At 69.6% G+C, this 25,337-nt stretch carries 29 protein-coding genes; 9 read left to right on the forward strand and 20 right to left on the reverse strand.

Going from position 1 to position 25,337, the window contains the following annotated elements; all coding sequences use genetic code 11:
* Positions 1 to 4 precede the first annotated feature (4 nt).
* The 4 genes from ACFY1E_RS36160 to ACFY1E_RS36175 form a co-directional block, all read right to left on the reverse strand.
* Positions 5 to 805, reverse strand: a complete 801-nt coding sequence (locus ACFY1E_RS36160) for an acetate--CoA ligase family protein (protein ID WP_389083799.1) — start codon at positions 803 to 805, stop codon at positions 5 to 7.
* Positions 753 to 1,838, reverse strand: a complete 1,086-nt coding sequence (locus tag ACFY1E_RS36165; protein ID WP_389083801.1) for a CoA-binding protein — start codon at positions 1,836 to 1,838, stop codon at positions 753 to 755. Before ACFY1E_RS36165 ends, ACFY1E_RS36160 begins: the two co-directional genes overlap by 53 nt.
* Positions 1,839 to 1,958: 120 nt before the next feature.
* Complete coding sequence (locus tag ACFY1E_RS36170) at positions 1,959 to 3,332, reverse strand: aspartate aminotransferase family protein (RefSeq protein WP_389083803.1); 1,374 nt, start codon at positions 3,330 to 3,332, stop codon at positions 1,959 to 1,961.
* Positions 3,333 to 3,372: 40 nt separating this feature from the next.
* Positions 3,373 to 3,675 (reverse strand): hypothetical protein, encoded by a 303-nt coding sequence (locus ACFY1E_RS36175; protein WP_389083805.1) that lies wholly within the window; start codon positions 3,673 to 3,675, stop codon positions 3,373 to 3,375.
* A gap of 34 nt (positions 3,676 to 3,709) precedes the next feature.
* On the opposite strand from ACFY1E_RS36175, the gene ACFY1E_RS36180 reads away from it, so the two are divergent.
* Both ACFY1E_RS36180 and ACFY1E_RS36185 read left to right on the forward strand, forming a co-directional pair.
* Positions 3,710 to 3,961: a YlcI/YnfO family protein gene (locus ACFY1E_RS36180; RefSeq protein WP_389083808.1), complete on the forward strand. Its 252-nt coding sequence runs from the start codon at positions 3,710 to 3,712 to the stop codon at positions 3,959 to 3,961.
* Positions 3,958 to 4,335 (forward strand): toxin Doc, encoded by a 378-nt coding sequence (locus ACFY1E_RS36185; RefSeq protein WP_389083885.1) that lies wholly within the window; start codon positions 3,958 to 3,960, stop codon positions 4,333 to 4,335. Before ACFY1E_RS36180 ends, ACFY1E_RS36185 begins: the two co-directional genes overlap by 4 nt.
* Positions 4,336 to 4,724: 389 nt before the next feature.
* Here ACFY1E_RS36185 and ACFY1E_RS36190 read toward each other — a convergent pair whose 3' ends face one another.
* Both ACFY1E_RS36190 and ACFY1E_RS36195 read right to left on the reverse strand, forming a co-directional pair.
* On the reverse strand, positions 4,725 to 4,904 hold the full coding sequence (locus ACFY1E_RS36190) for a hypothetical protein (RefSeq protein WP_389083810.1): 180 nt from the start codon (positions 4,902 to 4,904) through the stop codon (positions 4,725 to 4,727).
* Between the two features lie 46 nt (positions 4,905 to 4,950).
* Positions 4,951 to 5,373 carry an Hsp20/alpha crystallin family protein gene (locus ACFY1E_RS36195; protein WP_389083812.1) on the reverse strand — a complete coding sequence of 141 codons (423 nt, stop codon included), beginning with the start codon at positions 5,371 to 5,373 and terminating at the stop codon, positions 4,951 to 4,953.
* A gap of 234 nt (positions 5,374 to 5,607) precedes the next feature.
* Between ACFY1E_RS36195 and ACFY1E_RS36200 the strand changes: the two genes are divergently transcribed.
* The 3 genes from ACFY1E_RS36200 (at position 5,608) to ACFY1E_RS36210 (ending at position 7,178) form a co-directional block, all read left to right on the forward strand.
* Entirely contained in the window at positions 5,608 to 6,195 is a 588-nt protein-coding gene (locus tag ACFY1E_RS36200; RefSeq protein WP_389083815.1) for an HdeD family acid-resistance protein, read from the forward strand.
* A gap of 95 nt (positions 6,196 to 6,290) precedes the next feature.
* Positions 6,291 to 6,677: a hypothetical protein gene (locus ACFY1E_RS36205; RefSeq protein ID WP_389083887.1), complete on the forward strand. Its 387-nt coding sequence runs from the start codon at positions 6,291 to 6,293 to the stop codon at positions 6,675 to 6,677.
* A 78-nt stretch (positions 6,678 to 6,755) separates the two neighbouring features.
* Positions 6,756 to 7,178, forward strand: a complete 423-nt coding sequence (locus tag ACFY1E_RS36210) for an Hsp20/alpha crystallin family protein (RefSeq protein WP_389083817.1) — start codon at positions 6,756 to 6,758, stop codon at positions 7,176 to 7,178.
* 601 nt (positions 7,179 to 7,779) lie between these two features.
* On the opposite strand, the gene ACFY1E_RS36215 is transcribed toward ACFY1E_RS36210, so the two are convergent.
* Positions 7,780 to 8,511 (reverse strand): SDR family oxidoreductase, encoded by a 732-nt coding sequence (locus ACFY1E_RS36215; protein ID WP_389083820.1) that lies wholly within the window; start codon positions 8,509 to 8,511, stop codon positions 7,780 to 7,782.
* Positions 8,512 to 8,581: 70 nt separating this feature from the next.
* Here ACFY1E_RS36215 and ACFY1E_RS36220 point away from each other — a divergent pair, with 70 nt between their 5' ends.
* Positions 8,582 to 9,439: a LysR family transcriptional regulator gene (locus ACFY1E_RS36220; RefSeq protein ID WP_389083822.1), complete on the forward strand. Its 858-nt coding sequence runs from the start codon at positions 8,582 to 8,584 to the stop codon at positions 9,437 to 9,439.
* Between the two features lie 294 nt (positions 9,440 to 9,733).
* Here ACFY1E_RS36220 and ACFY1E_RS36225 read toward each other — a convergent pair whose 3' ends face one another.
* From ACFY1E_RS36225 to ACFY1E_RS36245, 5 genes are all read right to left on the reverse strand, one after another.
* Positions 9,734 to 9,886, reverse strand: coding sequence for a hypothetical protein (locus tag ACFY1E_RS36225; protein ID WP_389083824.1), 153 nt, complete (start codon positions 9,884 to 9,886; stop codon positions 9,734 to 9,736).
* Between the two features lie 630 nt (positions 9,887 to 10,516).
* A complete protein-coding gene (locus ACFY1E_RS36230; protein WP_389083826.1) occupies positions 10,517 to 11,656 on the reverse strand; it encodes a M20 family metallopeptidase in 1,140 nt (379 codons plus the stop codon).
* Entirely contained in the window at positions 11,656 to 12,330 is a 675-nt protein-coding gene (locus tag ACFY1E_RS36235; protein WP_389083828.1) for a DUF1028 domain-containing protein, read from the reverse strand. Before ACFY1E_RS36235 ends, ACFY1E_RS36230 begins: the two co-directional genes overlap by 1 nt.
* The gene (locus tag ACFY1E_RS36240) at positions 12,327 to 12,797 is read right to left on the reverse strand and encodes a RidA family protein (protein WP_389083830.1); all 471 of its coding nucleotides are present in this window, start codon (positions 12,795 to 12,797) and stop codon (positions 12,327 to 12,329) included. The genes ACFY1E_RS36235 and ACFY1E_RS36240 overlap by 4 nt, the downstream gene beginning before the upstream one ends.
* A 10-nt stretch (positions 12,798 to 12,807) precedes the next feature.
* A complete protein-coding gene (locus ACFY1E_RS36245) occupies positions 12,808 to 14,094 on the reverse strand; it encodes a flavin-containing monooxygenase (RefSeq protein ID WP_389083833.1) in 1,287 nt (428 codons plus the stop codon).
* Positions 14,095 to 14,233: 139 nt separating this feature from the next.
* Here ACFY1E_RS36245 and ACFY1E_RS36250 point away from each other — a divergent pair, with 139 nt between their 5' ends.
* A complete protein-coding gene (locus tag ACFY1E_RS36250; RefSeq protein WP_389083835.1) occupies positions 14,234 to 15,154 on the forward strand; it encodes a LysR family transcriptional regulator in 921 nt (306 codons plus the stop codon).
* A 109-nt stretch (positions 15,155 to 15,263) separates the two neighbouring features.
* On the opposite strand, the gene ACFY1E_RS36255 is transcribed toward ACFY1E_RS36250, so the two are convergent.
* The 8 genes from ACFY1E_RS36255 to ACFY1E_RS36290 form a co-directional block, all read right to left on the reverse strand.
* Complete coding sequence (locus ACFY1E_RS36255) at positions 15,264 to 16,223, reverse strand: DMT family transporter (protein WP_389083838.1); 960 nt, start codon at positions 16,221 to 16,223, stop codon at positions 15,264 to 15,266.
* Positions 16,224 to 16,254: 31 nt separating this feature from the next.
* Positions 16,255 to 16,998: an ABC transporter ATP-binding protein gene (locus ACFY1E_RS36260; RefSeq protein ID WP_389083840.1), complete on the reverse strand. Its 744-nt coding sequence runs from the start codon at positions 16,996 to 16,998 to the stop codon at positions 16,255 to 16,257.
* On the reverse strand, positions 16,995 to 17,816 hold the full coding sequence (locus ACFY1E_RS36265) for an ABC transporter ATP-binding protein (RefSeq protein ID WP_389083841.1): 822 nt from the start codon (positions 17,814 to 17,816) through the stop codon (positions 16,995 to 16,997). Before ACFY1E_RS36265 ends, ACFY1E_RS36260 begins: the two co-directional genes overlap by 4 nt.
* Complete coding sequence (locus tag ACFY1E_RS36270; RefSeq protein ID WP_389083844.1) at positions 17,813 to 19,123, reverse strand: branched-chain amino acid ABC transporter permease; 1,311 nt, start codon at positions 19,121 to 19,123, stop codon at positions 17,813 to 17,815. The genes ACFY1E_RS36265 and ACFY1E_RS36270 overlap by 4 nt, the downstream gene beginning before the upstream one ends.
* Before the next feature lie 2 nt (positions 19,124 to 19,125).
* Complete coding sequence (locus tag ACFY1E_RS36275) at positions 19,126 to 20,172, reverse strand: branched-chain amino acid ABC transporter permease (protein WP_351483011.1); 1,047 nt, start codon at positions 20,170 to 20,172, stop codon at positions 19,126 to 19,128.
* A gap of 106 nt (positions 20,173 to 20,278) precedes the next feature.
* Positions 20,279 to 21,550, reverse strand: a complete 1,272-nt coding sequence (locus ACFY1E_RS36280) for a branched-chain amino acid ABC transporter substrate-binding protein (protein WP_389083847.1) — start codon at positions 21,548 to 21,550, stop codon at positions 20,279 to 20,281.
* Between the two features lie 478 nt (positions 21,551 to 22,028).
* Positions 22,029 to 22,892, reverse strand: a complete 864-nt coding sequence (locus ACFY1E_RS36285) for an urea carboxylase-associated family protein (protein WP_389083850.1) — start codon at positions 22,890 to 22,892, stop codon at positions 22,029 to 22,031.
* The gene (locus ACFY1E_RS36290) at positions 22,889 to 23,566 is read right to left on the reverse strand and encodes a GntR family transcriptional regulator (protein WP_389083852.1); all 678 of its coding nucleotides are present in this window, start codon (positions 23,564 to 23,566) and stop codon (positions 22,889 to 22,891) included. The genes ACFY1E_RS36285 and ACFY1E_RS36290 overlap by 4 nt, the downstream gene beginning before the upstream one ends.
* A gap of 135 nt (positions 23,567 to 23,701) precedes the next feature.
* On the opposite strand from ACFY1E_RS36290, the gene speB reads away from it, so the two are divergent.
* The gene (speB, locus tag ACFY1E_RS36295; RefSeq protein ID WP_389083855.1) at positions 23,702 to 24,643 is read left to right on the forward strand and encodes an agmatinase; all 942 of its coding nucleotides are present in this window, start codon (positions 23,702 to 23,704) and stop codon (positions 24,641 to 24,643) included.
* 292 nt (positions 24,644 to 24,935) lie between these two features.
* On the forward strand, positions 24,936 to 25,262 hold the full coding sequence (locus ACFY1E_RS36300) for a hypothetical protein (RefSeq protein WP_389083857.1): 327 nt from the start codon (positions 24,936 to 24,938) through the stop codon (positions 25,260 to 25,262).
* The last annotated feature ends 75 nt before the right edge of the window (positions 25,263 to 25,337 follow it).

The raw sequence follows: 25,337 nt of genomic DNA on the forward strand, positions 1-25,337 counted from the left end.
TCGGTCAAGGTGAGTCCTCGTCGGGGGAAGTGTCGGCCGTGAGCACGATCAGTGCGTCGACCGCTCGGGCCGCGCCGTCCGGAGCGCAGATGATGGGGTTGATGTCGATCTCGCCGATGCGTGGCGCGCCGCGCGCCAGGGCGTCCATGGCCAGCAGCGCTACGGCCAACGGTGACTGCCACGTCTCGAGCCCGGCCCGGCTGATCATGAGCCGCACCAGCTCGGGGGTGAGAGGGCCGACGAAGGTGACCGGTGTGGTGCTCTCGACGTGGGTGCCGCCGCGGCCCAGGGCGTAGACCGGTCCCCAGACCGGATCGCGGACCATGCCGCAGAACACCTCGAGGCCTGGGCCCACCTGTTCGGCCACGAGCACGCGGCCGGCCAGTCGCGTCGCGGCGTCGACTACCGCTTCGGGGCCGGTCAGGTTGAGCATGACGCCACCGGTGCGTGCCTTGTGGGCCGGGCCGTCCGTCTTGACGACCACCGGGAACCCGAGCGTCCTCGCCGCCTCGACGGCGTCGTCGGGCGACTCGGCGAGGAGGCGCCGGGCGAAGGCGACGCCGGTCCGTTCCAGCAGCGCCGAGGAGTCGAACTCGGAGAGCGGACCCGCGGGCAGCCCGTCCAGTCCGCCGGCGATGTCGGCCGTGCGCGGAGGTGGCACCGCGGCCTTCGGCAGGCCCGCTTCCGCGGACCAGGTGGCGGCTCGGGCGACGGCCGTCAGGCCTGATCCGATGCCCTTGAGCAGGCAGACATCATGCTCGGCGGCATAGCGGGCGAGGGCTTCGGGAGGGTCGGTGTGATGCACTCAGCCCGTTGTGCTCGGCGTGGTCACCCAGCAGGGCCGCTTCGGCTCCGGACTCGGTGACCGCGCCGATCCTGCTTCCGGTGGGCCGGCGTGCGGTCGAGAACACGCCGAGGAGTTCGATCATCTCCGGAAGGTCGTCCACCTGGAGGACACCGTGGGAGCGCAGCACGGCCGAGAACGCCGCGTGCGACCCGACGATCGCCCCGGTGTGCGCGAGGGCGGCGCGACGAGCCTGTTCGCTGCGCCCGATCTTCAGGCACACCACGGGCTTGCACGCCTCGGCCGCGACGCGCAGCGCTTGGCGGAAGGCGTGGGGCCGCCGCACCGTCTCCAGGAACAGCCCGATCACCCTGGTCTCCGGATCGGCCGCGAAGTGGGCGACCCAGTCCGCGGCGTCACGGTTGAGTTCGCCGCCGCAGGAGACGACGCCGCTGAAGCCGTAGCGCGGGCCGAGCGCGAGGAACGCGTCGGCTATGGAGCCCGACTGGCTCACGATCGCGACCGGGCCCGGCAGGAAGGACGCGGGGATGGTCCCGAGCCAGGCCGAGGGCGAATCCGGGCTGGCGGAGCCCATGCAGTTGGGGCCGAGGACCGCGGCTCCGTGGTCCTCGGCGATCCGGTGCAACTCCCTTACGGCGGCCGGGCCCTCGGCTCCGGATTCGACACCGAGGCCGGGGACCACGAACGACCGCACGCCGAGCGTGAGAGCGTCCCGCATGCTCGCCGCGATGGTCGCCGGGCCCACGGCGAGCACCGCGAGTTCGGGTGGTGCCGGCAACGCGGACAGCGATGGGACACACGGCAGTCCGGCCACTTCGGAGTTGCTCGGATGGATCCCTACGGCCTCGGCCGCGCCCCGTTGGACGTTGGCGACAAGTTGGAGGTTGCGCCGTGACGCGCCGACCAGCGCGACCGACCGCGGCCGGAGGATGGCGCGCAGGCCGGTGGTACGCAGCGCGTCGAGTGGGGCGTCGGTCGGTGGCTGGGGGCCGGGCGGCGTGGCGGGTCGGGCGGCGGACTGCGCACTGCTCATTGTTCTCCCGTCCGTTCCTCGTCGGGAAGTGGGTGACCGAAGGAGTCAGCGGGTCGGGCGGGATCGGCTGGGATGCGACAGCGCCCTGAAAGGGGCGCACCGAATCGCGCAGCGGAGCGCTCAGCGCGAGACCGCCGCCACGAAGGTGCGGAAGTTCTGCGCGAACAGATCGATGTCTGCCTGGTCGTGCTGCGCCGACAGCAGCCACTGCTCGACCTTGCCCCACGGCGGTAGGAACGCTCCTCCGTTGTGCTGCACGAGCCAGTGCGCGTGGCTGTAGCGGTCGTCGACGCCGAGGAAGTCGCGGAAGTCGCGGACCCGCTCCGGCTTGAAGGTGACGCACCCCTTCGCGCCGACACTGACGACGTTCCACCGCACGCCCGCGTCCGCGACGGTCTGCTCCATCTGCTGTTGCAGAGAGGAGGCGAGACGGTCGAGGCGGCCGTACGTCTCGTCGGTCAGCACCTCGGCGAGGGTGGCGCGGGCGGCGGCCATGGCCAGGGGGTTGCCGTTGAAGGTGCCGACCTGCTCGTACCGGCCGTCGACGATCGCGCCCATGACCTCGGCGGTACCGCCGATCGCGGCGACCGAGATGCCGCCGCCCAGCGCCTTGGCCAGGCACACGATGTCGGGTACGACGCCGTAGCGGGCCGTCGCGCCACCGGGTCCGGTGGTGAATCCGGTCTTGACCTCGTCGAAGGTCAGCAGTGCGCCGTGCCGGTGGAGCAGGGTGCGCAGGCCGTCCAGGTAGCCGGGGTCGGGAGGGATGATGCCCGCGTTCATCATGACCGGCTCGAGGATCATGCCGGCGATCCGGCCGCGGTGCTCGACGAGTGCCCGCTCGACCGCGGACAGGTCGTTGAAGGGGACGATCACGGCCAGATCGGTGATCGCCCGCGGGATGCCGCCGTTGGCGGTCACGCGGTTCGGGTGCTCACGGCTGCCGATCTCTTCAGCGGCGGGCATCACCGAGACCTGCACCGAGTCGTGGTGGCCGTGGTAGCCGCCCTCGAGCTTCAGGTACATGTCCCGGCCGGTCACGGCGCGCATCAGATGGATCGCGTCCATGGTGGACTCGGTGCCGGAGTTGCCGAAGCGCCACAGCGGGAGGCCGAAGCGGCGCGACAGTTCCCGGCCCACCCAGATGGCGTCCTCGGTCGGCTGGGCGAAGTGCGTGCCTCGTCGGACCCTGTCGGAGACCGCCGCGACGATGGCCGGATGCGCGTGGCCGGCGATCGACGCGCCGTAGCCGCCGTGCATGTCCACGTACTCGTTGCCGTCCACGTCGTACACCTTCGACCCGGCGCCGTGGCTCATCCAGACCGCCTGCGGCTTGGCGATCTGCCAGCTCGACGTCGCGCCTCCGGCGAGGTAGCGGCTCGCTTCCTCGACCAACTCCGCGCTGCGCGGCTGGCGCTTCAGAAAGATTTCCTGCTGCTCGGCGATCACCTCGTCGACGGTGTCGACGCAGGGTGAGTCCTGGGCTTGGGACATGGGTGAACCCGACCTTCCTGTGCATCTAATAAACGTTCATTTAAAAGTGTGGAAGTGAGTGGATGCGCATGTCAAGGGCTCTACGGACCGGCACCCCCCCATCAGCCTGCTCACCGGGCTGGTCGCCGCCCGACACGGCATCCCCGTCGACATCGTGCTGCCTGCGGTACTCCTCGCCTCCGTGCTCGCCGAGCACCTGCCCGGCCGGGTGGACGCCCGGGCCCGCGAACACGTCCGCGTCGTCGATGGCGACGGCCCCTGCCGCTACCTGCAGCGCCTCGCGAGCACGCCCGGAACCGCGCGGCGGCCGGCGGTCGTCCGAGACCGGCTCCGTCGTATCCATCCCCGCGCTGTACGCCCTGCTGTACGGTCGAAACATGTCGAAGTCAGTGACGATCCGGGTTCCCGAAGAACTTCACGCCCAGCTGCAGGAACGTGCCGAGACCGAGGGCACCACGGTGACCGCGCTCATCACCGAGGCCGCGCGCAACGCGGTCCGCGACCCCCGCCTGGACAGCGCCGCAGAGATCTTCCGAACGTTCGTCGCCGACAACGCGGCCGCGTTCGACGAGGCGTTCCCTGACGATGCTCCCGCACGGCGGGACTCCTCCGGTCGGGCTGCTGCCTGAGCATGGAGCTCCACATCGACATCCGCTGGTTGCTGGAGCGCCAGTCGGAGGTACTGCCCAAGCAGCCCTCGGTTCACGACTTCTCCAACCTCGTGGCGGCCGTCGCCCGTCACCGCGTCAACACCCCGCAGGTCGGCGTCACGGTCGACAACGCCTGGCGTGCGGCGGCCCTGATGCACGCCATCATCCGGCTGCGCCCCCTCCCAGCCCGCAATGCTCTGTACGGCGCGGCGATCGTCACGGCATACATGAACGCAGCGGGCGAGGCTGTCGACCCGCCGTACGGCGCGCTGATCGACCTCGCCCGCGACATCGACGCCGGCCGCGTCGACGGGTACGACACCGCGGACCGCATCCGTTCCTGGCGCATCTGAACTTGCCTTATGCAGCGCCCCGGACGTCCGTTGTCCGGGGCGCTGCTGCTTGCGCCGGTTGCAAACAGGGGGCGTTGCGTGCTGCTGCTCGGTTGTGTCTGGGTGTGCTCGGGACGCCGGAGAGCGTTGACACTCCGAGGTGGCGCTCCGGCGGCACACGGGTGGTGGGGTCAGGCGGTCCGGGCGAGGTGGCCGGCGGCGGTGCCGACGAAAGCGTGGTGGGCGACCTTCGCGGCACCGCGGGCGGCGGTCAGCTCCTGGGTGCGCGCCCAGCACCCTGCGTGGCACCCGCGGACGCCACGAACGCGGAACTCAGAGATGGGTGAAGGGACCCCCGGCAACCTCGCCCGCGCTGAAGGATGTGTCTCGCGGCTGCGTGCTCGCTCAACTCACGCCGTGGTGGCGTGTTCGTCGGTGCTCAGGACGCTCCGCAGTCGCTGGTAGCGGTCGAGGTCTTCCCAGGTGTCGTGGTCGGTGAGGCTGGGGTTGCGGTGTCCGGTGCCCCAGGCCCAGACGCTGGCGGCGAGACCGGCCAAGAGCGGGATGAGCAGCCACAGCAGGGCGCCCATGGTGTGAACCTCCTTCGATGCATGGGGACGGAAGGGCTGGTGGAGCTCAGGCGCTCAGCTGCTTGGGCGCGCCGCCGGAGATGGCGATCTTGCGGGGCTTGGCGTGGGCGGCCAGCGGGATGCGCAGGGTGAGGACCCCGTTGTCGTAGGCGGCCTCGGCGGCTGCGGTGTCCAGGGCGTCGGACAGGGTCAGGCGGCGGGTGAAGCGGCCGGCGGGCCGTTCGGTGAGCACGGGACGGGCCTCGGCCGGGATCGGGGAGGGCCGCTCGGCGGTCAGGGTCAGCGTCTGATGCTCTGTGGTCAGCTCGATGGTGGAGCGGTCCATGCCGGGCAGATCGAACTGCAGATAGAGCGCTTCGTCGTCGCTCCAGGCGTCCGCCGCAATGACGGTGCCGGCCGAGGCAGATCCGTTCGCGAGCTGCTGCGTGAGCCGGTCGAGATCGCCCAGAACACCCGTACGCGCAAGCATGTCCAACCTCTCTTTTTGTGAAGGCGGGCCGCAGGGACCGCGGCCTGACGATCGAGTACCCGCCTATTCGTATAACCCGGCAGGAGATTATCTGACAAGCTCCCACTGTATGAAGTTGACACCAAGCGACTCAATCTCATATATGTGCCAACGTGTTCGGTTGCGTCGATGTTGTCGGCCGCCGCCGGAGTGGTCCGGCTGTCGGCGCACAGATGGCCGCAAGGGAGGTCGCTGGTGACGGAAAGGATGAAGACGGTCTGGCTGCTGGCCGCCCGCGGCGCGGCAGCAGTGGTTTTCGGCGTGCTGACGCTGCTCTGGCCGCAGCTGACGGTGCTGGCTCTGGCCTGGGTGTTCGGTGCGTACGCCCTGGTGGACGGTGTGATGCTGCTGGGCACGGCGTGGCGGCACCGGCATGAGCGCCGGTCTGCCGCGACTTGTGCGGCGGCCGGCACCCTGGGAGTGGCGGCCGGACTGATCACGGCCGTATGGCCGGGGCTGACGGCCCTGGCGCTGTTGGTCGTGGCGGGCGCCTGGGCCATCGTGACGGGCTGCCTGGAGCTGTGGGTCGCCACGCGGATGCGGCACGAACTGCGGCATGCGTGGTGGTGGCGGGCCTCGGCCGCCGCGTCGGTCGCGGCGGGTGCGCTGCTGTGGCTGCGGCCGGAGGCCGGCGCGGTGGCCATCGCGCTGGTGCTGGGCATCTACGCACTGATCGCGGGCGGCCTGTGGCTGGCTGCCGCCTGGGGCGAGTACCGCACCCGTCCCGGGCGCGATGCGCGGTCCTGGGCCGAGCCGGCCTCCGGTGTCCGCGTTGCCCACTGACCTGCACCCGAATAGCTCAGGCGCGGCGCACGGCAGGCCCGCGGGGCGCCGCACGCCTGCCGTGCGCCCTGGAAACCCAAAGGCAGGTGAGCATCATGACGCGGCTGCGCATCGACGGCGGCGACCTGGTGGTGCGTCTGCCGTGGCGGTGGGCGCTGGCGGCGCGGCGCCGCAGCGTGCGCCTGCGACTCGGGTTCGTGGACGAGGTCCGCGTGGAGCCGCACTGGTGGCGCGCGGTGCGCCCGCATCCCGGGCCGCGCTACCGCTGCCGCCCCGGGCGCTGGTGCGTGGGCGAACTGGAGCACCCCCGGGGCCGGGACTTCGCCGCCCTTTATGCCCGGGGCCCGGTGCTCGTGGTGACGACCTCCGCCCGCGACGCCCCGTGTACCCGCCTCGCCGTGTCCACCGCCGACCCGGAGGGTGACGCGGACTGGCTGCGGCAGGTCGCCGCCCAGTACAGCCGAGAAAAGTTGAGCGGATAGTTGTCAACTTTCCGGCGTGGTGCTATATCAGAAGTAGAGCGGATTGGACGCAGGAACGACGTGAAGGAGGGATGACAGATGCTGATGCGTACGGATCCCTTCCGCGAGCTTGACCGGCTCGTCGAGCGGGTCTGGGGCACGGCCGCGCACCCGGCGGGCATGCCGCTGGACGCCTGGCGTGAGGGTGACACGTTCGTCGTGGAGCTGGACCTGCCGGGCGTGGACGCGGAGTCGATCGATCTCGATGTCGAGCGCAACGTCCTGACGGTGAAGGCCGAACGCAAGCCGGCGTACGGCGAGAACACCGATACGGTGGTCACCGAGCGGCCCGCAGGGACGTTCAGCCGGCAGCTGTTCCTCGGCGAGACCCTCGACACCGACAAGATCGAAGCCACCTACGAGGCCGGTGTGCTGAGCCTGCGGATCCCGGTCGCCGAGCAGGCCAAGCCCCGCAAGATCGCCATCAGCGGCGGCAGCGACCGCAAGGAACTGCACAGCTGACGCCACAACAACTCCTCTCTTCAAGGGCCTCGGGCACCAGCCCGGGGCCCTGACGCCGTCTCTCGCTCCTTCGCGCATCCGCGGCCGCGGGGCGTCGCCAGGTGCTCCGTGGGAACCTGGCGGGCGTCGCCATCGGGGGCACCCGAGCGGTCTGCCCCACCGACACGACGGCGCCGGGGCAGTACGCGTGATGCGGGACCACGTGCACCACGCCGGCGGTCGGCAGCCCAAGCCCGGGTCCTCGACCGGGTGACGCGGACAGCACTCGCTTCCGGGCGACGACGCCCGCCACTGCTTCTTCCGCCTCTGCATTACCGCAGCCATGGCGAACAGAACGCCGCCATCGGCGCCTACGTGCGCCGGCGAAATGCCCGCGCCGAACCGAAGACCAGCTTCACCCCCGACTCACCGGTCCGCACCTGGACCGAGTACCCGGCCAAGGCTGCCTGACAGTCCGCTACCCTTCCGTCGGCTGTTGCCGGGGCGGTCCGGCGGGTAACCCGGGCGCTGCGGCCCGTCGGGCGCCGGCGCGGTCTCCGGCTCGCCCATCCCGTCCGGGCTGACCCCCACCACCCCGTCCCTCGGTTCCCTGACAGGCAGCTCACCAGGGAACCGGGCCGTGCTCGTCGAAGAAGCCGCCGGTGGGCCCGTCATCGGGCAGCGTGGCGAGCCGGACGACCACGGCCGCGCCGTCGGCCGCGGTGCGGGTGAGGCCGGGGAACGCGGTGGTGAGGTCGGTAGCACACGGCCCCGGATCGGCGGCGTTGACCAGGATGTTGTGGCTGCGCAGTTCCTTGGCGTACTGCACGGTCAGCGAGTTGAGTGCGGTCTTGGACGGGACGTATGCGGCCAAAGGGGGCCGGGTTGTGAAGTAGTCCTCGGGATCGGTCATCCGGGCGATGGAGCCCAGTCCACTGCTGACATTGACGATCCGGGCGGCAGGGGAGCGGGCGAGCAGCGGCAGCATCGTGGTGGTCACGCTGATCACGCCGAACACGTTGGTCTCGAACACCTCGCGTACAGTGGACAGTTCGACACTGCCAGGGCTCTGGGCGGCGAGGTCGCCAGAGATGCCGGCGTTGTTGACCAGGATGTCCAGCCGGCCAAAGCGCTCCTCGATCCAGCGGGCAGCGGACAGGACGCTGGCGCGGTCGGTGACGTCCAGGGTGACCGGGTACACCCGCGGGCCCAGGTCGGCTGCGGCTGCCGCACCGCGGTGCGGGTCGCGCGAGGCCAGCAGGACGTTCATGCCGAGCGGCGCGAGCCGGGCTGCGACCTCGCGCCCGATGCCCTTGTTGGCACCGGTGACCAGGGCAGTCGTGGTTTCTGTCATGCGTTCAGCCCACCACGGGGGCGGCCGGGAGTTCCAACACCGATCAGGTACGCAGCGATACCGTGCGGGTATGGAAAGACTGGAGGTCCGCGAGCTCGTCTACTTCACCGCTGTCGCCGAAGAACTGCACTTCGGTCGGGCGGCCGCCCGGCTGGGGATGACCCAACCGCCGCTCTCCCGAGCCATTCAGCAGCTCGAACGACGGCTGGGCGTAGCCCTGTTGGAACGTGGCAGTCGCCGGATCGCACTGACCGAGGCGGGGGCCGTCCTGCTCCGCGAGAGCCGTACGGTGCTCGACGCCGCGTCGGCCGCGGCGCGCCGCACCCGGCGGGCCGGCCGCGCCGACCCGCGTCTGGTCCTGGTCATCAAGCCGGGCGGCGACGGCGGCCTGCTGCCCGCGATCCTCGACGCCTATCAGACTGAGCCGGATGCGCTGCCGGTCGAGCTGGAGTGCAGCTTCGGCGAGCGTGAGATCCTCCTGCGGGAGGGGCGTGCCGACGCCGCCCTGCTTCACCGCCCCCACCACGACCTCACCGGCCTGGACACCCAGGACCTCCTGACCGAGACTCAACTTCTCGTGATACCGAGGTCGCATCGCCTCGCGGGCCGTACCCGGGTCTGCCTGAACGACCTCGCCGGGGAGCCCCTGCCGCGCTGGCCGGGCGCATCCGAGGGTGGCTCACACGGACCCGAGGTCCACGACCTTGGGCAGCTTCTCCACCTCATCGCCTTGCGCCGCATGGTCGCCGTCCTCCCCTCCTCCATCCGCGACCAGCTCCGCGACGACCTGGTCGCTGTCCCAGTCGATGATGCCGAGCCCACCACGCTCGTCCTCGCCTGGCCCGAGCACGCCACCTCCCCAGCCCTGGCCGCCTTCGTCCGCACGGCCGCCGCAGTGGCGGGCAGGGCGACGGTCCACGGCGGGTAGAGCGGAGAGACACGCGGGGTGGGAGGCGCCCTCGCCCATGCTCGCAGGCGTGCGAACACTCCAGGACGCTCTCACGGCCACCGTCGCGATCACACCTGGAGGCACAATGACGGGCACCCGGAGGGCGACCCGAATACGCGGTCGACAATCCGAGTCAAGCCACTAGCGGCAACTCAACGGCGGCCATCCTCGTGGCGCTGTACGGCGTTTCGGTGTCGGATCACCCCGGTAAGTCGCGAAGGCTCAGGCCGGGGGAGCCCTTGCTGGTTCCTCGCGTGCGGCGCTGGGAGCGCATCAGGAGGGGGCCGGGCCCTCCGGATTCCCGCCGTCCACGTCGAACACCTTGGTGAAGGTGGCCCCGCACCGGCAGCGGGAGTGCTCGATCAGTTCCCCGTCGGCCGACACGCTCAGCCCCTGGCTGAGCCGCACGTGCACATGATGTCCCATGAGGAGCCGCCCTCCTTGACCTCGTCTGTTCCGGTCATCGTGGAGGCCGAGCGGGTGGACCGGCAATGCCGCAGCTCACAGGTGAGCGCCGATCGTGCCGCCCTTCGGGGCCGCCCCAGGGCCCAGGGGATCGGCGTACGACGGTCCCTGCCAACAACAGTGCGCGCCGGCCGTCACTGGGCAGGTGCGCACTGTCCGCCCGCGACCTGGTGATGCTGGAGGACGGCTAGGGCCTGCACATCGTCAGCCGTAACCCGGCCGTGGACCGCGACACGGCCCGCAACGCGATGGCCGACCTCGCCCGGACGCTTACCGGTTGCCTCGGTCTGTGAACGGTTCCCGCGCACAGGGGCCGGCGACCGGAGAAGCGGCGGTCAGCACCAGCCCGGCCGGCACCGAGCTGTCGGCCTCGCCGCCCACGCAGTGCTCCGCGAACCCATGCAGGTAGTTGACGGCCTGCAGCGAACAGATCCTGATGCAGGGGTGGAAGGTGTGCAGTACCCGCGAGAGGTACGTCTTCGGGGCGCGGCAGCGCGCAACCGGTGGTCTCCTCACTGGACAGGGAGGCGACCATCGGTTGCGGCGAACGCGGACTCGTCTGCCTTCACGTCCGATCGAGGGCGCCGGCCGTCATCGCGGGAGGGCCGGAGCGCTGCGGTCCACGCCGGTCCAGGCCAGTGCGAGCGCTCCGTCGAGCACGGCCCGCTGTGCCGTCCCGCCCACGCAGTGTGCGGCGAACTCGTGCTGGTGGTTGGTGGCGGGCAGGGAGCCGATGCCGATGTAGGGGTGGATGGCGGGCACCATCTGCGAGACGTTGCCCATGTCGGTGGAGGCACGGTTCATCCGTGCGGCCTGGCCGGGTGGTGCGAACTCCCGCCCCAGCGCGAGGGCGTTGAGACGGTAGTGGCCGAGGGCGGTCTCGTCCGTGCGGAACTCCGCGTACGGCTTGCTCTCCGGCTCGATCTCCAGGTCGCAGCCGGTGGCGAGGGCCCCCGCCTCGAAAGCCCGCATGACGCGCGGCTCCAGCTCGGCCAGTTCGGCGAGCGTCTCGGCCCTGACGTACCAGCGTCCGGTCGACCGTTCCGGGATGGCGTTCGGGGCGTCACCGGCGTGCGTCACCACGCCGTGCACGCGCGCCGAGGCGGGCAAGTGCTGCCGCAGCAGTCCGATGGCGACCTGGGCCACGGTGAAGGCGTCGGCCGCGTTGATCCCTGTCTCCGGATAGGCGGCCGCGTGCGCGGACTTCCCGGTGTAGGAGATCCTCGAGTGGCTGACCGCGAACGGGCGGGCTTCGGCGACGTCGACCGGCGCCGGGTGCACCATCATCGCGAGGTCGACCCCAGTGAAGGCACCTCGGTCCAGCATCTCGATCTTGCCGCCGCCGCCCTCCTCGGCCGGGGTGCCGTAGACCTCCACAGTGAGGCCGGCGTCGTCGGCGACGGCGGCCAGACCCAGCGCGGCGCCGACGGAGCTCGCCGCGATGAGGTTGTGCCCGCACGCGTGACCGAGGCCGGGCAGCGCGTCGTACTCGGCGCACAACGCGATCCGGAAGGGCCCGCTGCCGAACCGGGCGAGGAAGGCCGTGTCCAGGCCCAGGTAGGACGAGATGACGTCGAATCCGGCGCGGTCCAGCAACTCCGGTACGGCGGCGGCAGCCCGGTGCTCCTCCCAGGCGGTCTCCGGGTCGGCGTGCAGCCGCTCGGAGAGCCCGATCAGTTCCTCGGCATGACGGTCGACCGTCTTGCGGGCGGCCTCTTTCACCGCGCTCATCACAGGTCTCCCGGGACGCCGTACGCAGGGGAGGCAGCGGGATCGAGACCGCGCCGCACGTAGTCGTCCCGCTGGGGCAGCCAGACGTCGAGGAGATCGCCGAGCCTGTCCACGGGGTCCTCGGCCCAGTCCACCCGCAGGTCGGTCACCCGCCAGCCCACCTCCGCGACGACCGCCACACCCGCGGAGTACACCGGCCCCTCCTCACCACCGGCCGCGACGGCGGCCTTCATCGCGGTGAGCAGCCGCTCCTCCAACTCGCCCGTGCCAGCGGCGTACGCGTCAAGGAGGACGCCGGGGATGTGCTCGCCGGACAGCAAGTTGCCGGCCGCCACCGCACCGTCCGCACTGGCCCAGGCGTGCTTGCCCAAGGTGTGCGCACCGCTGTGGGCGAACCCGGGCCCGGAGCGCCCCAGCACGGTCAACTGGCGGTAGGCGATGGTGTTCGCGTTCCGCGCCGCACCGATCACGTCGGCCAGGGCGCGTTCCGGGTCGCCGTGGTCCGCCAGCCGCTCCAGGAGGCTGGTGCCCAGCGTGGGGTCGGTGATGTTCTGCGAGGTCGCCGCGCCGATGCCGGGCCGGAGATGGGTGACCCGCGCGGCGACCGCCGGACTCGAGGAGCTGGCTGCGATGCCGAACCGCTCTCCGTCGCGGACCACCAGGGAGAACGTCATGCCCGGTCCCCCTCGGGGATCACGGCGATGGCGTCGATCTCGCACAGCCACTCCGGGCGGGCCAGGGCCGACACCACCAGGCCGGTGGAGATCGGGTGGACGCCCTTGGTCCAGCGGCCCACGGTGCGGTACACCGCCTCGCGATAACGCGGGTCGATCAGGTAGATGGTCAGCTTGACCAGGTGCTCCATCCGGCTGCCCGCCTCTTCGAGCAGCGTCTTGATGTTCGCCATGGCCTGCTCGGCCTGGGCCTCGGCGTTGCCGATGCCCACGGACTCGCTGGTGGCGAGGTCCTGGCCGATCTGGCCGCGGACGTACACCGTGTTGCCGGCCACGACGGCCTGGCAGAGGTCGTTGTCGAGGCTCTGCTCGGGATAGGTGTCGCGCGTGTTGAACGGCCGGATCCGGGTGTGCCCGCCGGCCACGATCGGCGCCTTCGGCTCGCGGTCCTCGTTCGTGGAGGTCATCGCCCGCTCCTCAGTTCTTCCGGGTCGCCCGTGCGGCGACGGACTGGTCGGTGGTGCCGTACGCGAGGTATCCGCGCCGGGTCGCGATGTGGTCGGCGACGTACCGGGCGTCGTGCCAGACGCCCCAGATGAAGCTGGAACCGCGACGGGACAGCCAGGGCAGGCCCAGGAAGTAGACGCCGGGCTCGGAGGACACCCCGCGGCGCTGGTTCGGCCGGCCCTTCTCGTCGAACGCGTCGACGTCCAGCCAGCTGTAGTCGGTGGCGAAGCCCGTGGCCCAGACGATCGAGGTGACGCCGGCCTCGGCCAGGTCGAGCTCCAGGCGGGGGTCGGTCACGCAGTGCGGGTCCGGCCCGAGGACGTGCGCCTGCGGCTCCTCGGGGAGGTCGACTCCGTTGCGGTCGATGTACGCGTCGGCGGCCCGGAGGAGTTCGAGGTATGTGGCGTCGCCGAGCGCGATGTTGGTGGCGAGGTCCGGCGCGAAGCGCAGTATGCCGTCACCGTAGGAAGCGGTCAGGCCGACGAGTTCGATGCCTGTGTCGGCCAGGGCGCGGAAGTCCACGGTGTGGCCGCCGCGGGCGCCGCTGACCGCGATGGTGACATGCTCGGCTCCCTGGGCGGGCGTCTCCGCGTCCCAGAGCCCGAGCACGCCGAGCCACCAGCAGAAGTCACGTCCGCGGTACGCGCGGGGAGGACGGTCGTGCGGGCCGACGGAGAGGAAGACCCGGCGACCGGACCGGCGCAGCTCGTCTGCGATCTGGACACCAGAAGAACCCGCGCCGACCACGAGGACCGCGCCTGCGGGGAGTTGGCCCGGGTGGCGGTATCCGCTGGAGTGGATCTGCACGGGTACCGCACCGTCGGGGACGATGGGCGGAATCACGGGCCGCTGGAAGGGGCCGGTCGCGGCCACGACGAAGCGTGCGTCGATGGGGCCTTCCGACGTCTCGACCCGGAAGCCGGGTCGGCCGGTGTGCTTGTGCACCGAGGTCACCTCCACACCGCACCTGATCGGAGCGCCGATCTTCTCGGCGTACGCGACGAAGTAGTCGGCAACCTGTTCCTTCGAAGCGAAGGCGTCGGGGGCGATGTCGGGGAACTCCATCCCCGGGAACCGGTCGTGCCAGGCGGGTCCGTTCGCGACCAGCGAGTCCCACCGCTGCGAGCGCCATCGCTCGGCTATCCGGTGCCGCTCCAGGACGATGTGCGGTATGCCGAGGGCTCCCAGGTGCTCACTCATCGCGACGCCTGCCTGACCGGCTCCGACGACGACCACCTCGGTCTCTTCACTCGGCATGTCAGCCTCCCCTCGGGCGGCAACCCGTCTCGGTGTCGCGGTGCGGCCGCACGAAACATCCTCGATCGCGCGTAGAGTTCTGTCGAACAGATGTTTTCGCGATAGGTGATCTGATTTGTAGATGCGAGGGGCAAGCGGCATGACGGCACCGGTCGGTTTCACGCTCGTTCAGCTGCGCTACTTCGTCGTCGCGGCGGAGTCGGGCTCCATGACCGCCGCCGCGGAGCAGCTGCACATCGCCCAGTCCGCGGTCTCCACGGCCGTCTCCAACCTGGAGCGCGACCTGCAGGTGCAGTTGTTCATCCGTCGGCGGGCCAAGGGGCTGACCCTCACGTCGGCGGGGGAGCGGATGCTCCATCAGGCGCGGGAACTGCTCGGCCACGCCCGTGAAGTGGCCGAGGAGGCGCGCGGCACGGGCGCCTCGCTGACCGGCACGGTGAGCCTGGGCTGTTTCCTGACACTGGCCCCGACCCTGCTGCCCCCGCTGTTCACCGTGTGCGCGGAACGTCACCCGGACCTCGAGGTGTCCGTGCTGGAGGCCGAGGCCGAGGAACTCGCGTCGGCACTGCAGGGCGGGCGGATCGACTTCGCCCTCACCTACGACCTCGGACTCGACGGCGAGTTCGTCCGTGAGCCCCTCGCCGCAGCCCCGGCCTACGCGATCGTCGCGCCGGAGCACCGGCTGGCCGATCGTGGTGCTGTCGACCTCGCGGAGCTGGCGGACGACCCTCTGGTGCTCCTCGACCTGCCGCACAGCCGCGACTACTTCCGGTCCCTCGTCGGCGCGACCGGAACCAGCCCGGACGTGCGCTACCGCACGCGCAGTTACGAGACCGTGCGCTCCCTGGTCGCTCAGGGCCACGGCTACTCGGTGCTCAATCAGCGCCCCGCCACCGATCAGACCTATGCGGGCGGCGCCGTGGTCTGTCTGGACCTGACCAACGACTACCCACCCCTGGAGGTGGTGCTCGCCCGTCTCGACGGGGTTCGGCAGTCCGCGCGGGCGCGAGCGCTGATGGAGGTGGTGCGCGATGTCGTGGCGGGCGCCGGTCGCCATTGAGCGCTGTGCATAGATGATCTCGTCCGGCAGTTCGGTGTTCCCGCGAGGGCCTCCACCTGGCCGCGGGACAGGAAGAGGATGTGCTCCGGCATGTGCTCTCGCTTCCTCGTCAGGGTGCGCCGCGTCGGCGCCCCGCGCCGTACCTGCGGCGCACGGACGGCGCGGCGACCGGTCCCGGGTCCGCGTCCGTGTCCGAGGCGTCGGGCGAGACTGTGGCGCCGAGTGCCACGCCGCCCGCGACCAGCAGGCTTCCCACCAGCTGTCCGACGCCGAACGTTCCCGTACCCACCAGAGGGGCCGTCAGCGCTGCCGAGACCGGGATCAGCCCGGACAGCAGGGCCATTCCCACCGCTCCGATCCGGTGGATGGCCCCGAACCACAGCACGATTCCGACGACCGTCACGGCGACGATCTGCCACGCCAGTGCTGCCGTCTCCGCTCCGTCGGGCATCCGCACCCATGCTCGGCCGTCCACGGCCGATCCCAGCACCGCCGCCTCCACCGAGGCGATCGCGCAGGCGCAGGTGGTGAGGAGCAACGGTCCCAGGACCCTGAGCACCGGTACCACGAACAGGGCCATGACCACCTCCCCGGACATCGCCACCAGGGACCAGACCAGGCCGACTGCGTCCGTCCGCCCCAGCCCCTGGACCACCGCCGCCCCGGCCGCCACCACCAGCGCTCCGCCGACCACGCGGCGGGAGGGACGCCCGGACTCCATCAGCGGCGCCAGGATCGCCACCACGACCGGCGTACACCCCACGACGACGCCCGGAACGGCCGGCTCCGCCGTGCGCTCGGCGCAGAGCACCGCCACGTTGAAGCCGACCAGGCCCGCCGCCGTCACCCCGGTGAGCCGCACCCACAGCCGTGGGGTCAGCCGCCGGACCGGTGCCCGGTTGCGCCGCACACAGAACACGGCGAGCAACAAGAACCCCAGGGCGTAGCGGACCGCCTGCCCGCCCAGGAACGGATAGTGCGCCATCTTGCTGCTCGCCACGAAGGAGACGCCGACCAGGACGGCGGAGACGGCACCCATCAGCACGCCGAGTCGGTGCGCTCGCGTCATGGACGGCATCTCCTTCACGCGAGCGCCTCCCTCAGCCGCCGAGATACGCCTTGACGATCTCCTCGTCCTCGGCCAACTCGCCTGCGGGCCCGTGAAGTTTCAGCGCACCGGACTCCAGGACGTAGGCGCGGTCCGCGACTTCGAGGGCGGCCAGCGCGTTCTGTTCCACCAGCAGGACCGTGGTGCCCTGCTCGCGGATCCTGACGATGGTTTCGAAGATGACGTCGACGAGCACCGGGGCGAGGCCCATGGAAGGCTCGTCGAGCAGGAGCAGTCGCGGCTTCGCCATCATCGCCCGTCCGACGGCGAGCATCTGCTGCTCACCGCCGGACATGGTGCCGGCCTGCTGGTGGAGGCGTTCCCGCAGCCGGGGGAAGAGTTCCAGGATCCTCTCCCGGTCCTCGGCGATCCCTTCTTTGTCCTTGCGCAGGAACGCGCCCATGTCGAGGTTCTCGTCGACGGTCATCCGGGGGAAGATGCGCCGGCCCTCCGGGGAGTGGGCGATGCCACGTCGGACGACTTCGTGATCGGGCACGCCGTTGAGCTGGCGGCCCTGGAAGGTCATCGTGCCGCCCCGGACGGGCAGCAGGCCCGAGATCGCCCGCAGGGTGGTGGACTTGCCCGCGCCGTTCGAACCGATCAGAGTGACGATCTCGCCCGGGTAGACGGTGAGCGAGAGGCCCTTCACCGCGGCGATGTTGCCGTAGTAGACGTGGATCTCGTCGAGTTCGAGCATCGGTTCACGCGTGTCGATCACGCCGCCTGCGCCGCTCATGTGGTCTTGCCCCTTCCGGACTTGCCGAGGTACGCCTCGATGACCCGGGTGTCGGACCTGATGTCGTCCGGGCCGCCCTCGGCGATCTTCTCTCCCCTGTCGAGCACGGTGATCCGGTCGGAGACCTGCATGACGACGCTCATGTCGTGCTCGATGAGCAGCACCGAGAGATCCTTCTCGGCCCGCACGCGCTGGACGAACTCGGCGAACCGGCCCGACTCCTGGGGGTTCATGCCGGCGCTCGGCTCGTCCAGGAGCAGGACCGTCGGGTCGAGTGCGAGCGCCCGTGCGACCTCCAGCCGCCGCTGGTCGCCGTAGGACAGATTGCGTGCGTACTCGCCCGCGACCTTGCCGATGCCGACGAAGTCCAGCAACTCCCGCGCGGTGTCCTGGGCTTGTTTCTCCTCGCGGCGCTGCCGTCGGGTGCGCACGATCGTGTGGAAGGGTCCCGACTTCAGCTTGGAGTGCATGGCGACCTTGATGTTCTCCTCGGCCGTCATCAGTCCGAAGAGCCGGATGTTCTGGAACGTACGGGCCATGCCGAGGGCGGCGATCCGGTGCGGTACGAGATTGGTGATGTCCTTGTCGCCCAGGACCACCCGTCCGCTGGTCGCCCGGTACAGGCCCGTCAGTACGTTGAAGAACGTCGTCTTGCCCGCGCCGTTGGGCCCGATCAGGCTCACCACGGACTGCTCCGGGATGGTGAAGCTGACGTCGTTGACGGCGACGAGGCCGCCGAACTTCACGGTGATGCGGTCGGCGTGCAGTTTCACGCCGGTGAGGGCGTCCTGCGGTGGCGTCGGTGAGGTCGTCGTCATGCCTTTTCCCCCAGTCCGTCGGCCACAACGGTCTTCTCCGGCCCGTCGGCCACGGCGGTCTCCTGCGATGCTTGGGACACGACGGTCTGCAGCGGCTCGTCCAACTCGGGGGCGGGCGCCTCCATGTCGGCGTGCAGTGACTCCATGTCGGTCCGGCTGGGTTCGTGCAGCACCAGCCTGGTCCGCGACTCGGGCAGGATGCCCTCGCGGCGGAACAGCATCATCAGCACGAGGATGCCGCCGAACAGCAGGTAGTTGTACGACGGGAAGTTGATGTTCGTCCCGAACTGCTCGTTGAAGGACGTCCCGAACTGGGGCAGGCCGGTCGAGTTGACCCAGGCGAGGACGAGGGCGCCGAGCATGACCCCCCAGACGTTGCCCATGCCGCCGAGCACGACCATCGCCAGCAGGGTGATGGAGATCGAGAAGTTGAACCGGTCGGGCAGGACGCCTCCGACATGCGTGGCGAAGGCGACGCCCGCCAGGCCTCCCGCCACCGCGCCGACGGCATAGGCCGAGAGCTTGGTGCGCATGAGCGGCACGCCCATCATGCTCGCGGCGAGCTCGTCCTCACGGATGGCCAGCCAGGCGCGGCCGAGCCGGCCCTCGCGCAGCCGCAGTGAGATGAAGACGACGACGGCGGCGATCCCCACGAAGATCAGGTACTTCCACACCAGGTCGAACGGTCCGAGTCTGGCGGAGCCGACGCCGATCGGGTCGACCGGGGTGATGCCCTTGGTGCCGTTCGTCAGGTTGAAGCCGCCGATGTCGTCGCCGTTGGTGAAGACCTGCGGGATGATCTCGCCGAAACCGAGCGTCACCAGCGCGAGGTAGTCGCTCTTCAGCCGGAGGGTGGGCGCGCCGATGATCACGCCCCACAGTGCGCAGAACGCACCGGCGACGAGGAGCACCAGCCAGAAACTGACGTGGATACCCGGGACGGTGCCCAGAGATCCGCCGAAGACATGGACGTTGACCTGGTAGAAGAAGCTGGACATCAGCCAGCCGGCGGTGTAGCCGCCCAGCGCCCAGAAGGCGACGAAGCCCAGGTCCAGCAGACCGGCGTACCCGACCACGATGTTCAGACCGAGCGCGCAGATCACCCAGACCAGCGCCTCGTTGACCGAGGTGAGCGGCAGCCAGTTGCGGAAGAACGTCTGGCCGTCGGGACCCAGGTTCGGGATCACGTAGTAGTACGCCAGGAACACCAGGAGCGCAGCCGCGGTGTACCCGAGCGGCCAGCGCATACGGTGCGGTACGGCCAGGCCCGGCTTCCGCCGTGCCCGGCTCGGAGCCTCGGAAGCCATGGCTACACCTTCTCCGTGGTCGGTCGGCCCAGCAGGCCTTCGGGTTTGAAGACCATCAGCAGGATGAGGATGGTGAAGACGACACTCTGGGACCACCGCTGTCCGAACCCGTAGGGCAGACCGTCGTTGAAACCCTGGATGACGCCGATGAGCAGCCCGCCCAGCACGGCGCCGGTGATGTTGCCGATGCCGCCGAGGACCGCGGAGGTGAAGGCGATGAGTCCCATCTGGTACCCCAGGTTGTACGCCGTGGTGCCCACGACCTGCTGGTACATGACGCCCGCGGTACCGGCCAGCGCCCCGCCGAGCAGGAACGTGAAGGAGATGGTCCGGTTCACGTTGACGCCCATCAGCCGGGCGGCGTCCTGGTCCTGGGCCACGGCCCGCATCGCCTTGCCCTGCCTGGTGCTGGTGACCACCCACCTCAGCAGCAGCAGGACCGGCACGGTCACCGCGACGACGGCCAGCAGGCTGTAGTCGACCCTGAAGCCACCGATCCCGAAGTCCCCTTCGGGGAGAACGGAAGGCCATTGCTTGGGCGTCGAGCCGTTCCACTTCAGGCCGACGAACTGCAGCATGAAGCTCATGCCGACCGCGGTGATCAGCGGGGCGAGCTTGGGAGCCCTCCGCAGGCGCCGGTAGGCCACGAACTCCAGGGTCACGTTGACGCCGCCGCAGAAGGCCATGGTGGCGACGAGCGTGACGAGGAAGAGCACCCAGCCGAGGAGGTTCGACTGGTCCGCGCCCATGACCGTGGTCAGCAGAAACCCGCTGAAGAGGGCTCCGAGCATGAACAGGTCGCCGTGAGCGAAGTTGATCAGCTCGATGATGCCGTAGACGAGGGTGTACCCGAGCGCTATGAGCGCGTAGAGCATCCCGTTGCTGAATCCCTCGGCGCCCGCCGAGAAGAACTGTGACGGTGAGTGGATCAGGTTGACGGCCAGCCAGACGACGACGCCCAGCAGGATGACGTACGTGGCATAGCGTTGGAAGACCGCCTTGCGGTCGATCGTGGAGGGCGCCACGACGCTGGTGGCAGTTGCTGCCATGAAGGTCCTCGCGAGGGGTTGGGCTGACGATGTGGAGGGCCGGCCGCGAAGCCGGTCGGGGGCGGGCGGCACCCGGTCGGATGCCGCCCGCCCCGCGGGCCTCAGGTCAGCTGGTGACGGGCCACGGCTTCAGGAAGTTCTCGGTGTTGTTCTTGACGTTGATCACCGAGATGTCCAGGACGTCGACGTCACCGGTCTTCGGGGAGATGGTGAGCTTCTTGCCGACGGCCGAGACGTCGGCCGGGATGGTGATCCCGCTGCCCGAGAACACCTGATCCCGGATGCCCTTGCGGGTCCCGTCGGATCCCTCGATCGCCTTCAGCATCACCTGAAGGGCCTCCACCCCGTAGAGGGCGTAACCGGTGGCCGGATCGGAGCCGTACTTCTTCTTGTAGGCGTCGAGCAGCTTCGCGCCGGCGCCGCCCTGCTTGCGCAGGGTCGTGGTGGTCAGGCCCGCGAAGGTGAGGTACGAGCCCTGCGCCTGCGCCAGCTTGTCGAAGTCCGGGTAACCGCTGAAGCCGTCGGGAGCGATGAGCTTCACCTTGGAGTTGTCACCGAGGACCTTGACCTTGTCCTTGACCAACTGGCCGCCGTTGTTGTCGAAGATGCCGCCGAGGTACACGCAGTCCGGGTTCGTCGCCTTGATGCTGGTGAACAGCGCTGTGTAGTTGGGCTGCTTGAGGTCCCAGGCCTGGTTGCCCAGTACCTGGATGCCCTGCTTCTTCGCCTCGTCCGCGAACGCCTTGGAAACTCCCTGACCGTAGGTCTGGTTGTCATTGAGGACGTAGCACTTCTTGACGCCGAGGTCCTTGGCGGCGAACTGGGCTCCCGCCGCGCCCTGGTAGTCGTCGGTCGCAATGACACGCGCGTAATTGCGCTTTCCGGTCGGGTAATACTTCTCCGGCTCGCCCGGGTCCCAGGCCTTTGTCAGACCGGGGTTGGTGTTCGCGTGGGACACCATCAGCATGGGGCCGTTCGGGTCCTGGTTCAGAACCGGTACCTCGATCTTCGCGCAGCCGGAGTTGTAGGTGCCCATGACCGCGACCTCTTCGGTGTTGGCCACGTGGTCCTGCGCGTTCTTGGCGCATGTCGCGTCGTCCCAGGCGCCCTTGGCGGCCGTCGAGTCGTCGTAGACCTTCAGCTTCACCTTGAACTTTCCGGCTTTGCCGCCTATCTGGTTCAGGTAGAGCTGCATCGCGTTGACCGTCGACTCGGACGCGTCCTTCGACGCTCCCTGGAGCGGCAGGTCCACACCGATGACGAGCGTGCTTCCGCCCGACGAGCTGTCGTCCGAGCTGCCCGAGGCATTGCCTCCGCAGGCGCTCACTGCGAGCCCGGTCACCGCGACCATGGCGAAAATCTTGGCTGATCTGGACATCCCACTCCTCATCACCGCAGGTAGGGTGGAATTTGGAGTGCCAGTGTTACGGGAGAACACCTTCCATTGTTCTCATTGTGTTTCGGAATTGAACTGTGACCGTACTGCGAAGTAAGCAGAAGGCACGCCAAGGAAGCGGCCCAGTACACGGATTGGGCCGCTTTGGTCCCGCCAGCCACCTGGCAGTACTGAATTCGCGCTACGCAGCTGTCAATGCTGCCGAAATACTGTCCGCGACCCGGATAACGAGTAGTTTCGCGGCGGCGACTCGGCGGCGACTTCGCGGCGCCTCACGTGAGGGGAGGAGCTGAGCAGTTCGTCGAGCGCCTCGAACCTCCCGTGGTCCCATGCGCGGCCTGCCCAGCTTGTATGGCAGAGGACAGTAGGGAATCGGCCTAAAGCTGTCAATCCTTGATATCCCTCTTCCCACCCCTCTCCGTTGCCGTGGCACAGCCCGAGAATGAGGGGTGCCGGATGGTCAGGACCGCACCCCGGCATCGGTCCATTCCGGCCGCCGGATGCCGTGCAGATTGCGGTAGGCGGCCCGGGCCGGCGGGGTCCAGCCGTCCAGCAGGGCGGGGTCTGGGCGGTAGACCTCGACGCCGAGGGGGTGGCAGACGTCCAGGGGGTCGCGGGCGTCCGGGCCCCACAGCGGCACGGACAGGTCACCGCCGGGGCACGTGGACAGGGCGCACAGCAGGTCGGTCTCGGCGAAGAACTCGAAGTAGTCGCCCTCGCGCGCGGGGCAGTCCTTCATGAAGTACTGGTCGTCGGCGTTGAGCCCGGTGCACTGGAAGACGTTCAGCACGTCGTGCACGTCGAACTCGGTGAGGCCGTACGGCAGGACGGCCCGGACCAGGTTCGAGTGGCAGTGGAAGTCGAAGTCCTCGCCGGTGAGCATCCGGTTGACGTACGGGTCGCAGCGCGTGCCCAGCAGGTCGTGCACGCGGCCGCCGTCGGCGTCGGCACCGTAGTCGGCAAGACTGTCGGCGGTGACCGTGAACAGGGGCCGCAGGAAAGGCAGGTTGGACCACACCCGGTCGTACGTGGAGATGTGCGCCCGCTGGAGCTGGCGGGTCCGGGCGGCCCACATGCGTTCGCGCGGATCGTGGAGGTTCCACACGTTGAGGTCACCGACCTGCGGTCCCTCGATGGTGACGATGCGACAAAGGTGACCCTGGGGAACGGTCCAGGCGCGGCCGGAGCGGATCGGTATCTCGAAGGCCTCCACCGGTTCGTGGCGTACGCCCGCGAAGCGGTCGTAGAAGTCCCGGTCGACGTCGAGGGCGCCGCCCTCGGTCGCCCGGTAGGCGGCTGCGGCCTTGGACGGCTGCGAGGTCATGGTGGAGTGCCTTTCGTCCGGGAGTCCGCGCGCACGGCGTCCAGCACCTGGCGTTCGGAGTCGTCGAGGTAGAGCCTCAGGGCATCCTTCGCGTCCTGGCGGCGGCCGCCACGTACGAGATCGCAGATTTCGCGATCACGGGCCACCCATGGCGCCTGGTATGCCGCCTCGTCGGCCATGACGGCGAAGGCCAGCCTGAGTTGGGCGACGATGACGCGGAAGAACGCGTCCATGCGGTGGCTGCCCAGCAGGGCAACCAGGGCCTGATGGAAGCGCAGGGAGGACGTGCCGACTTCGTTCCATGCCTCGGCGGTGACCGCGGCCTCCGACGCAGCCACCGTCGCCTCCAGCGCGTCGAGCAACGGCTCGGCTGCGAACGGGCTTTCATCGACGGCGGCGAGCTCGATGGCGCGGCGGGCGATGAAGATGTCCCGCACGTCCGTCGCCGAGAGCGTCGTCACCGCCGTGCCCTTGTGCAGGCGCTGCACCACCAGGCCCTCGTCGTGCAGGGTGCGGAGAGCTTCCCGCAGCGTGTTCCGCGACACCCCGAACTCGGCTGCCAGCGCCACGTCCCGCAGGGGCGTGCCGGGCGGCAGCCGCCCCGCGACGATTCGCTCGCGCAAGGCGTCGGCCACCTCGGCGAAGCGGCCGACGCCTGTGATGGTCTGCGACATGGCGGCAAGGTAGCACAGAAATGTTGAACAATAACTATGGCGTTACACGGCGGATACCGCCGTTGGACACCCTGTACATCACCCGATTGTTGAACACTTTCGGGACGAGACTGCGCCGCTGGACAGGAGTGCTGCATGCCCGACCCGATCCGCCCCGTGTCCGGCACCGACGTCCCCCGCTTCGCCGGATCCGGATCCTTCGCCCGGCTGCCCGAGATCGACCGGGTCGGCGACTACGACGTGGCCGTGCTCGGAGTCCCCTTCGACGCCGGCACCTCGTATCGCCCCGGTGCCCGGTTCGGCCCCATGGCCGTGCGCCAGGCGTCCCGCCATCTCCGCCCCGGACACCACGTCGAGTTGGACACCGCGCCCTTCGACCGGATCCAGGTCGTCGACGCGGGCGACGTCCCGGTCACACCCTTCTCCATCGACACGGCCCTCGGTCAGATCGAACAGCACGCCCGGGAGGTCGGGCACAGCGGGCGCAGAGTGCTGGCGATCGGCGGCGACCACACCGTCGCGCTGCCGATGCTGCGCTCGGTGGTACGCGAGCACGGGCCGGTCGCGTTGATCCACTTCGACGCGCACCTGGACACGTGGGACACGTACTTCGACGCCCCGACGACGCACGGTACCGTCCTGCGCCGCGCCTTCGAGGAAGGGCTGCTGGTCGAGGACCACTCCATCCATGTGGGGATTCGGGGCCCGCTGTACGAGCGGGCGGACATGGACGAGGACAAGCGTCTCGGCTTTCGCACCATCCGGGCGAGCGACCTCGACGACCTCGGCGCCGCCGGTACGATCCAGGCCGTCACGGAACGGGTCGACGACCTGCCGGTGTATCTGTCCATCGACATCGACGTACTGGACCCGGCCTTCGCCCCCGGTACGGGCACCCCGGAGTCGGGCGGCCTGACCAGCCGCGAACTGCTGCGTGTGCTGCGCGGACTCACGGACGTGCACCTCGTCGGCGCCGACGTGGTGGAGGTGGCCCCGGCGTACGACCACGCCGAGATCACGTCGATCGCCGCGGCAACGGTCCTGTTCGACATCATCTGCCTCATGTCCCGCAAGTAGGAAGGCACGAACCCACGCTCCTGCATGACGAGGGGTGCCCGGTCGTCGCCTGTTCGTCCAGCAGGGCGTTGGTGATCCTGTGGGTTGGTGATCCTGTGGGCCACAGCTCGCCGTCGCCGAGCGGGTCGTGCGCCGGCTGACCGAGCAGGCGCACGTCGAAAACGGAGCAGAAGGCGCCGTCCCGGGCCGCCGGGCAGGTGGAGGGCCGTATGGCGCTGCCCGTCCGGCACGATTCCCGGGAACGGCTTCCGGACGCTGTGGATCGGCCGACTGCGTCCGGTACCGGCACGCGGTGCGCGCCACGCGGCGACGTACCTCGGAAAGCAACCCGGGGAAACTGACCGAGTGGCTCCGCAACAAGGAGGAGGCGCTCAAGCCGACCACATTCGCCCGTCACCGCGACTACGACCGCTCCGACCTCATCCCCGCCTTCGAACGCCTCGCCCTCCAGGACCTACGACCGCGGCACCTCGTCGCCTGGCAGGACGCCCACGAGGTATTGCCACGGCATTGCCCTCAGGCGTGGAGCGGCAAGTACAGCTCGGCGGGCTTGCTGCAAGAACGCGCACGCCGACGAGGTATTGCCACGGCATTGGTGTTACTGACGTTGTTGCCGTGATGTCGTGGGGGTGAGGCCGGTTTCCTTGAGGCAGCCGTCGATGAGGTTGCTGCGGTACTGAATCTGCCGGAGCCC

This window comes from Streptomyces sp. NPDC001604 (assembly GCF_042893475.1).
Lineage (GTDB): Bacteria > Actinomycetota > Actinomycetes > Streptomycetales > Streptomycetaceae > Streptomyces.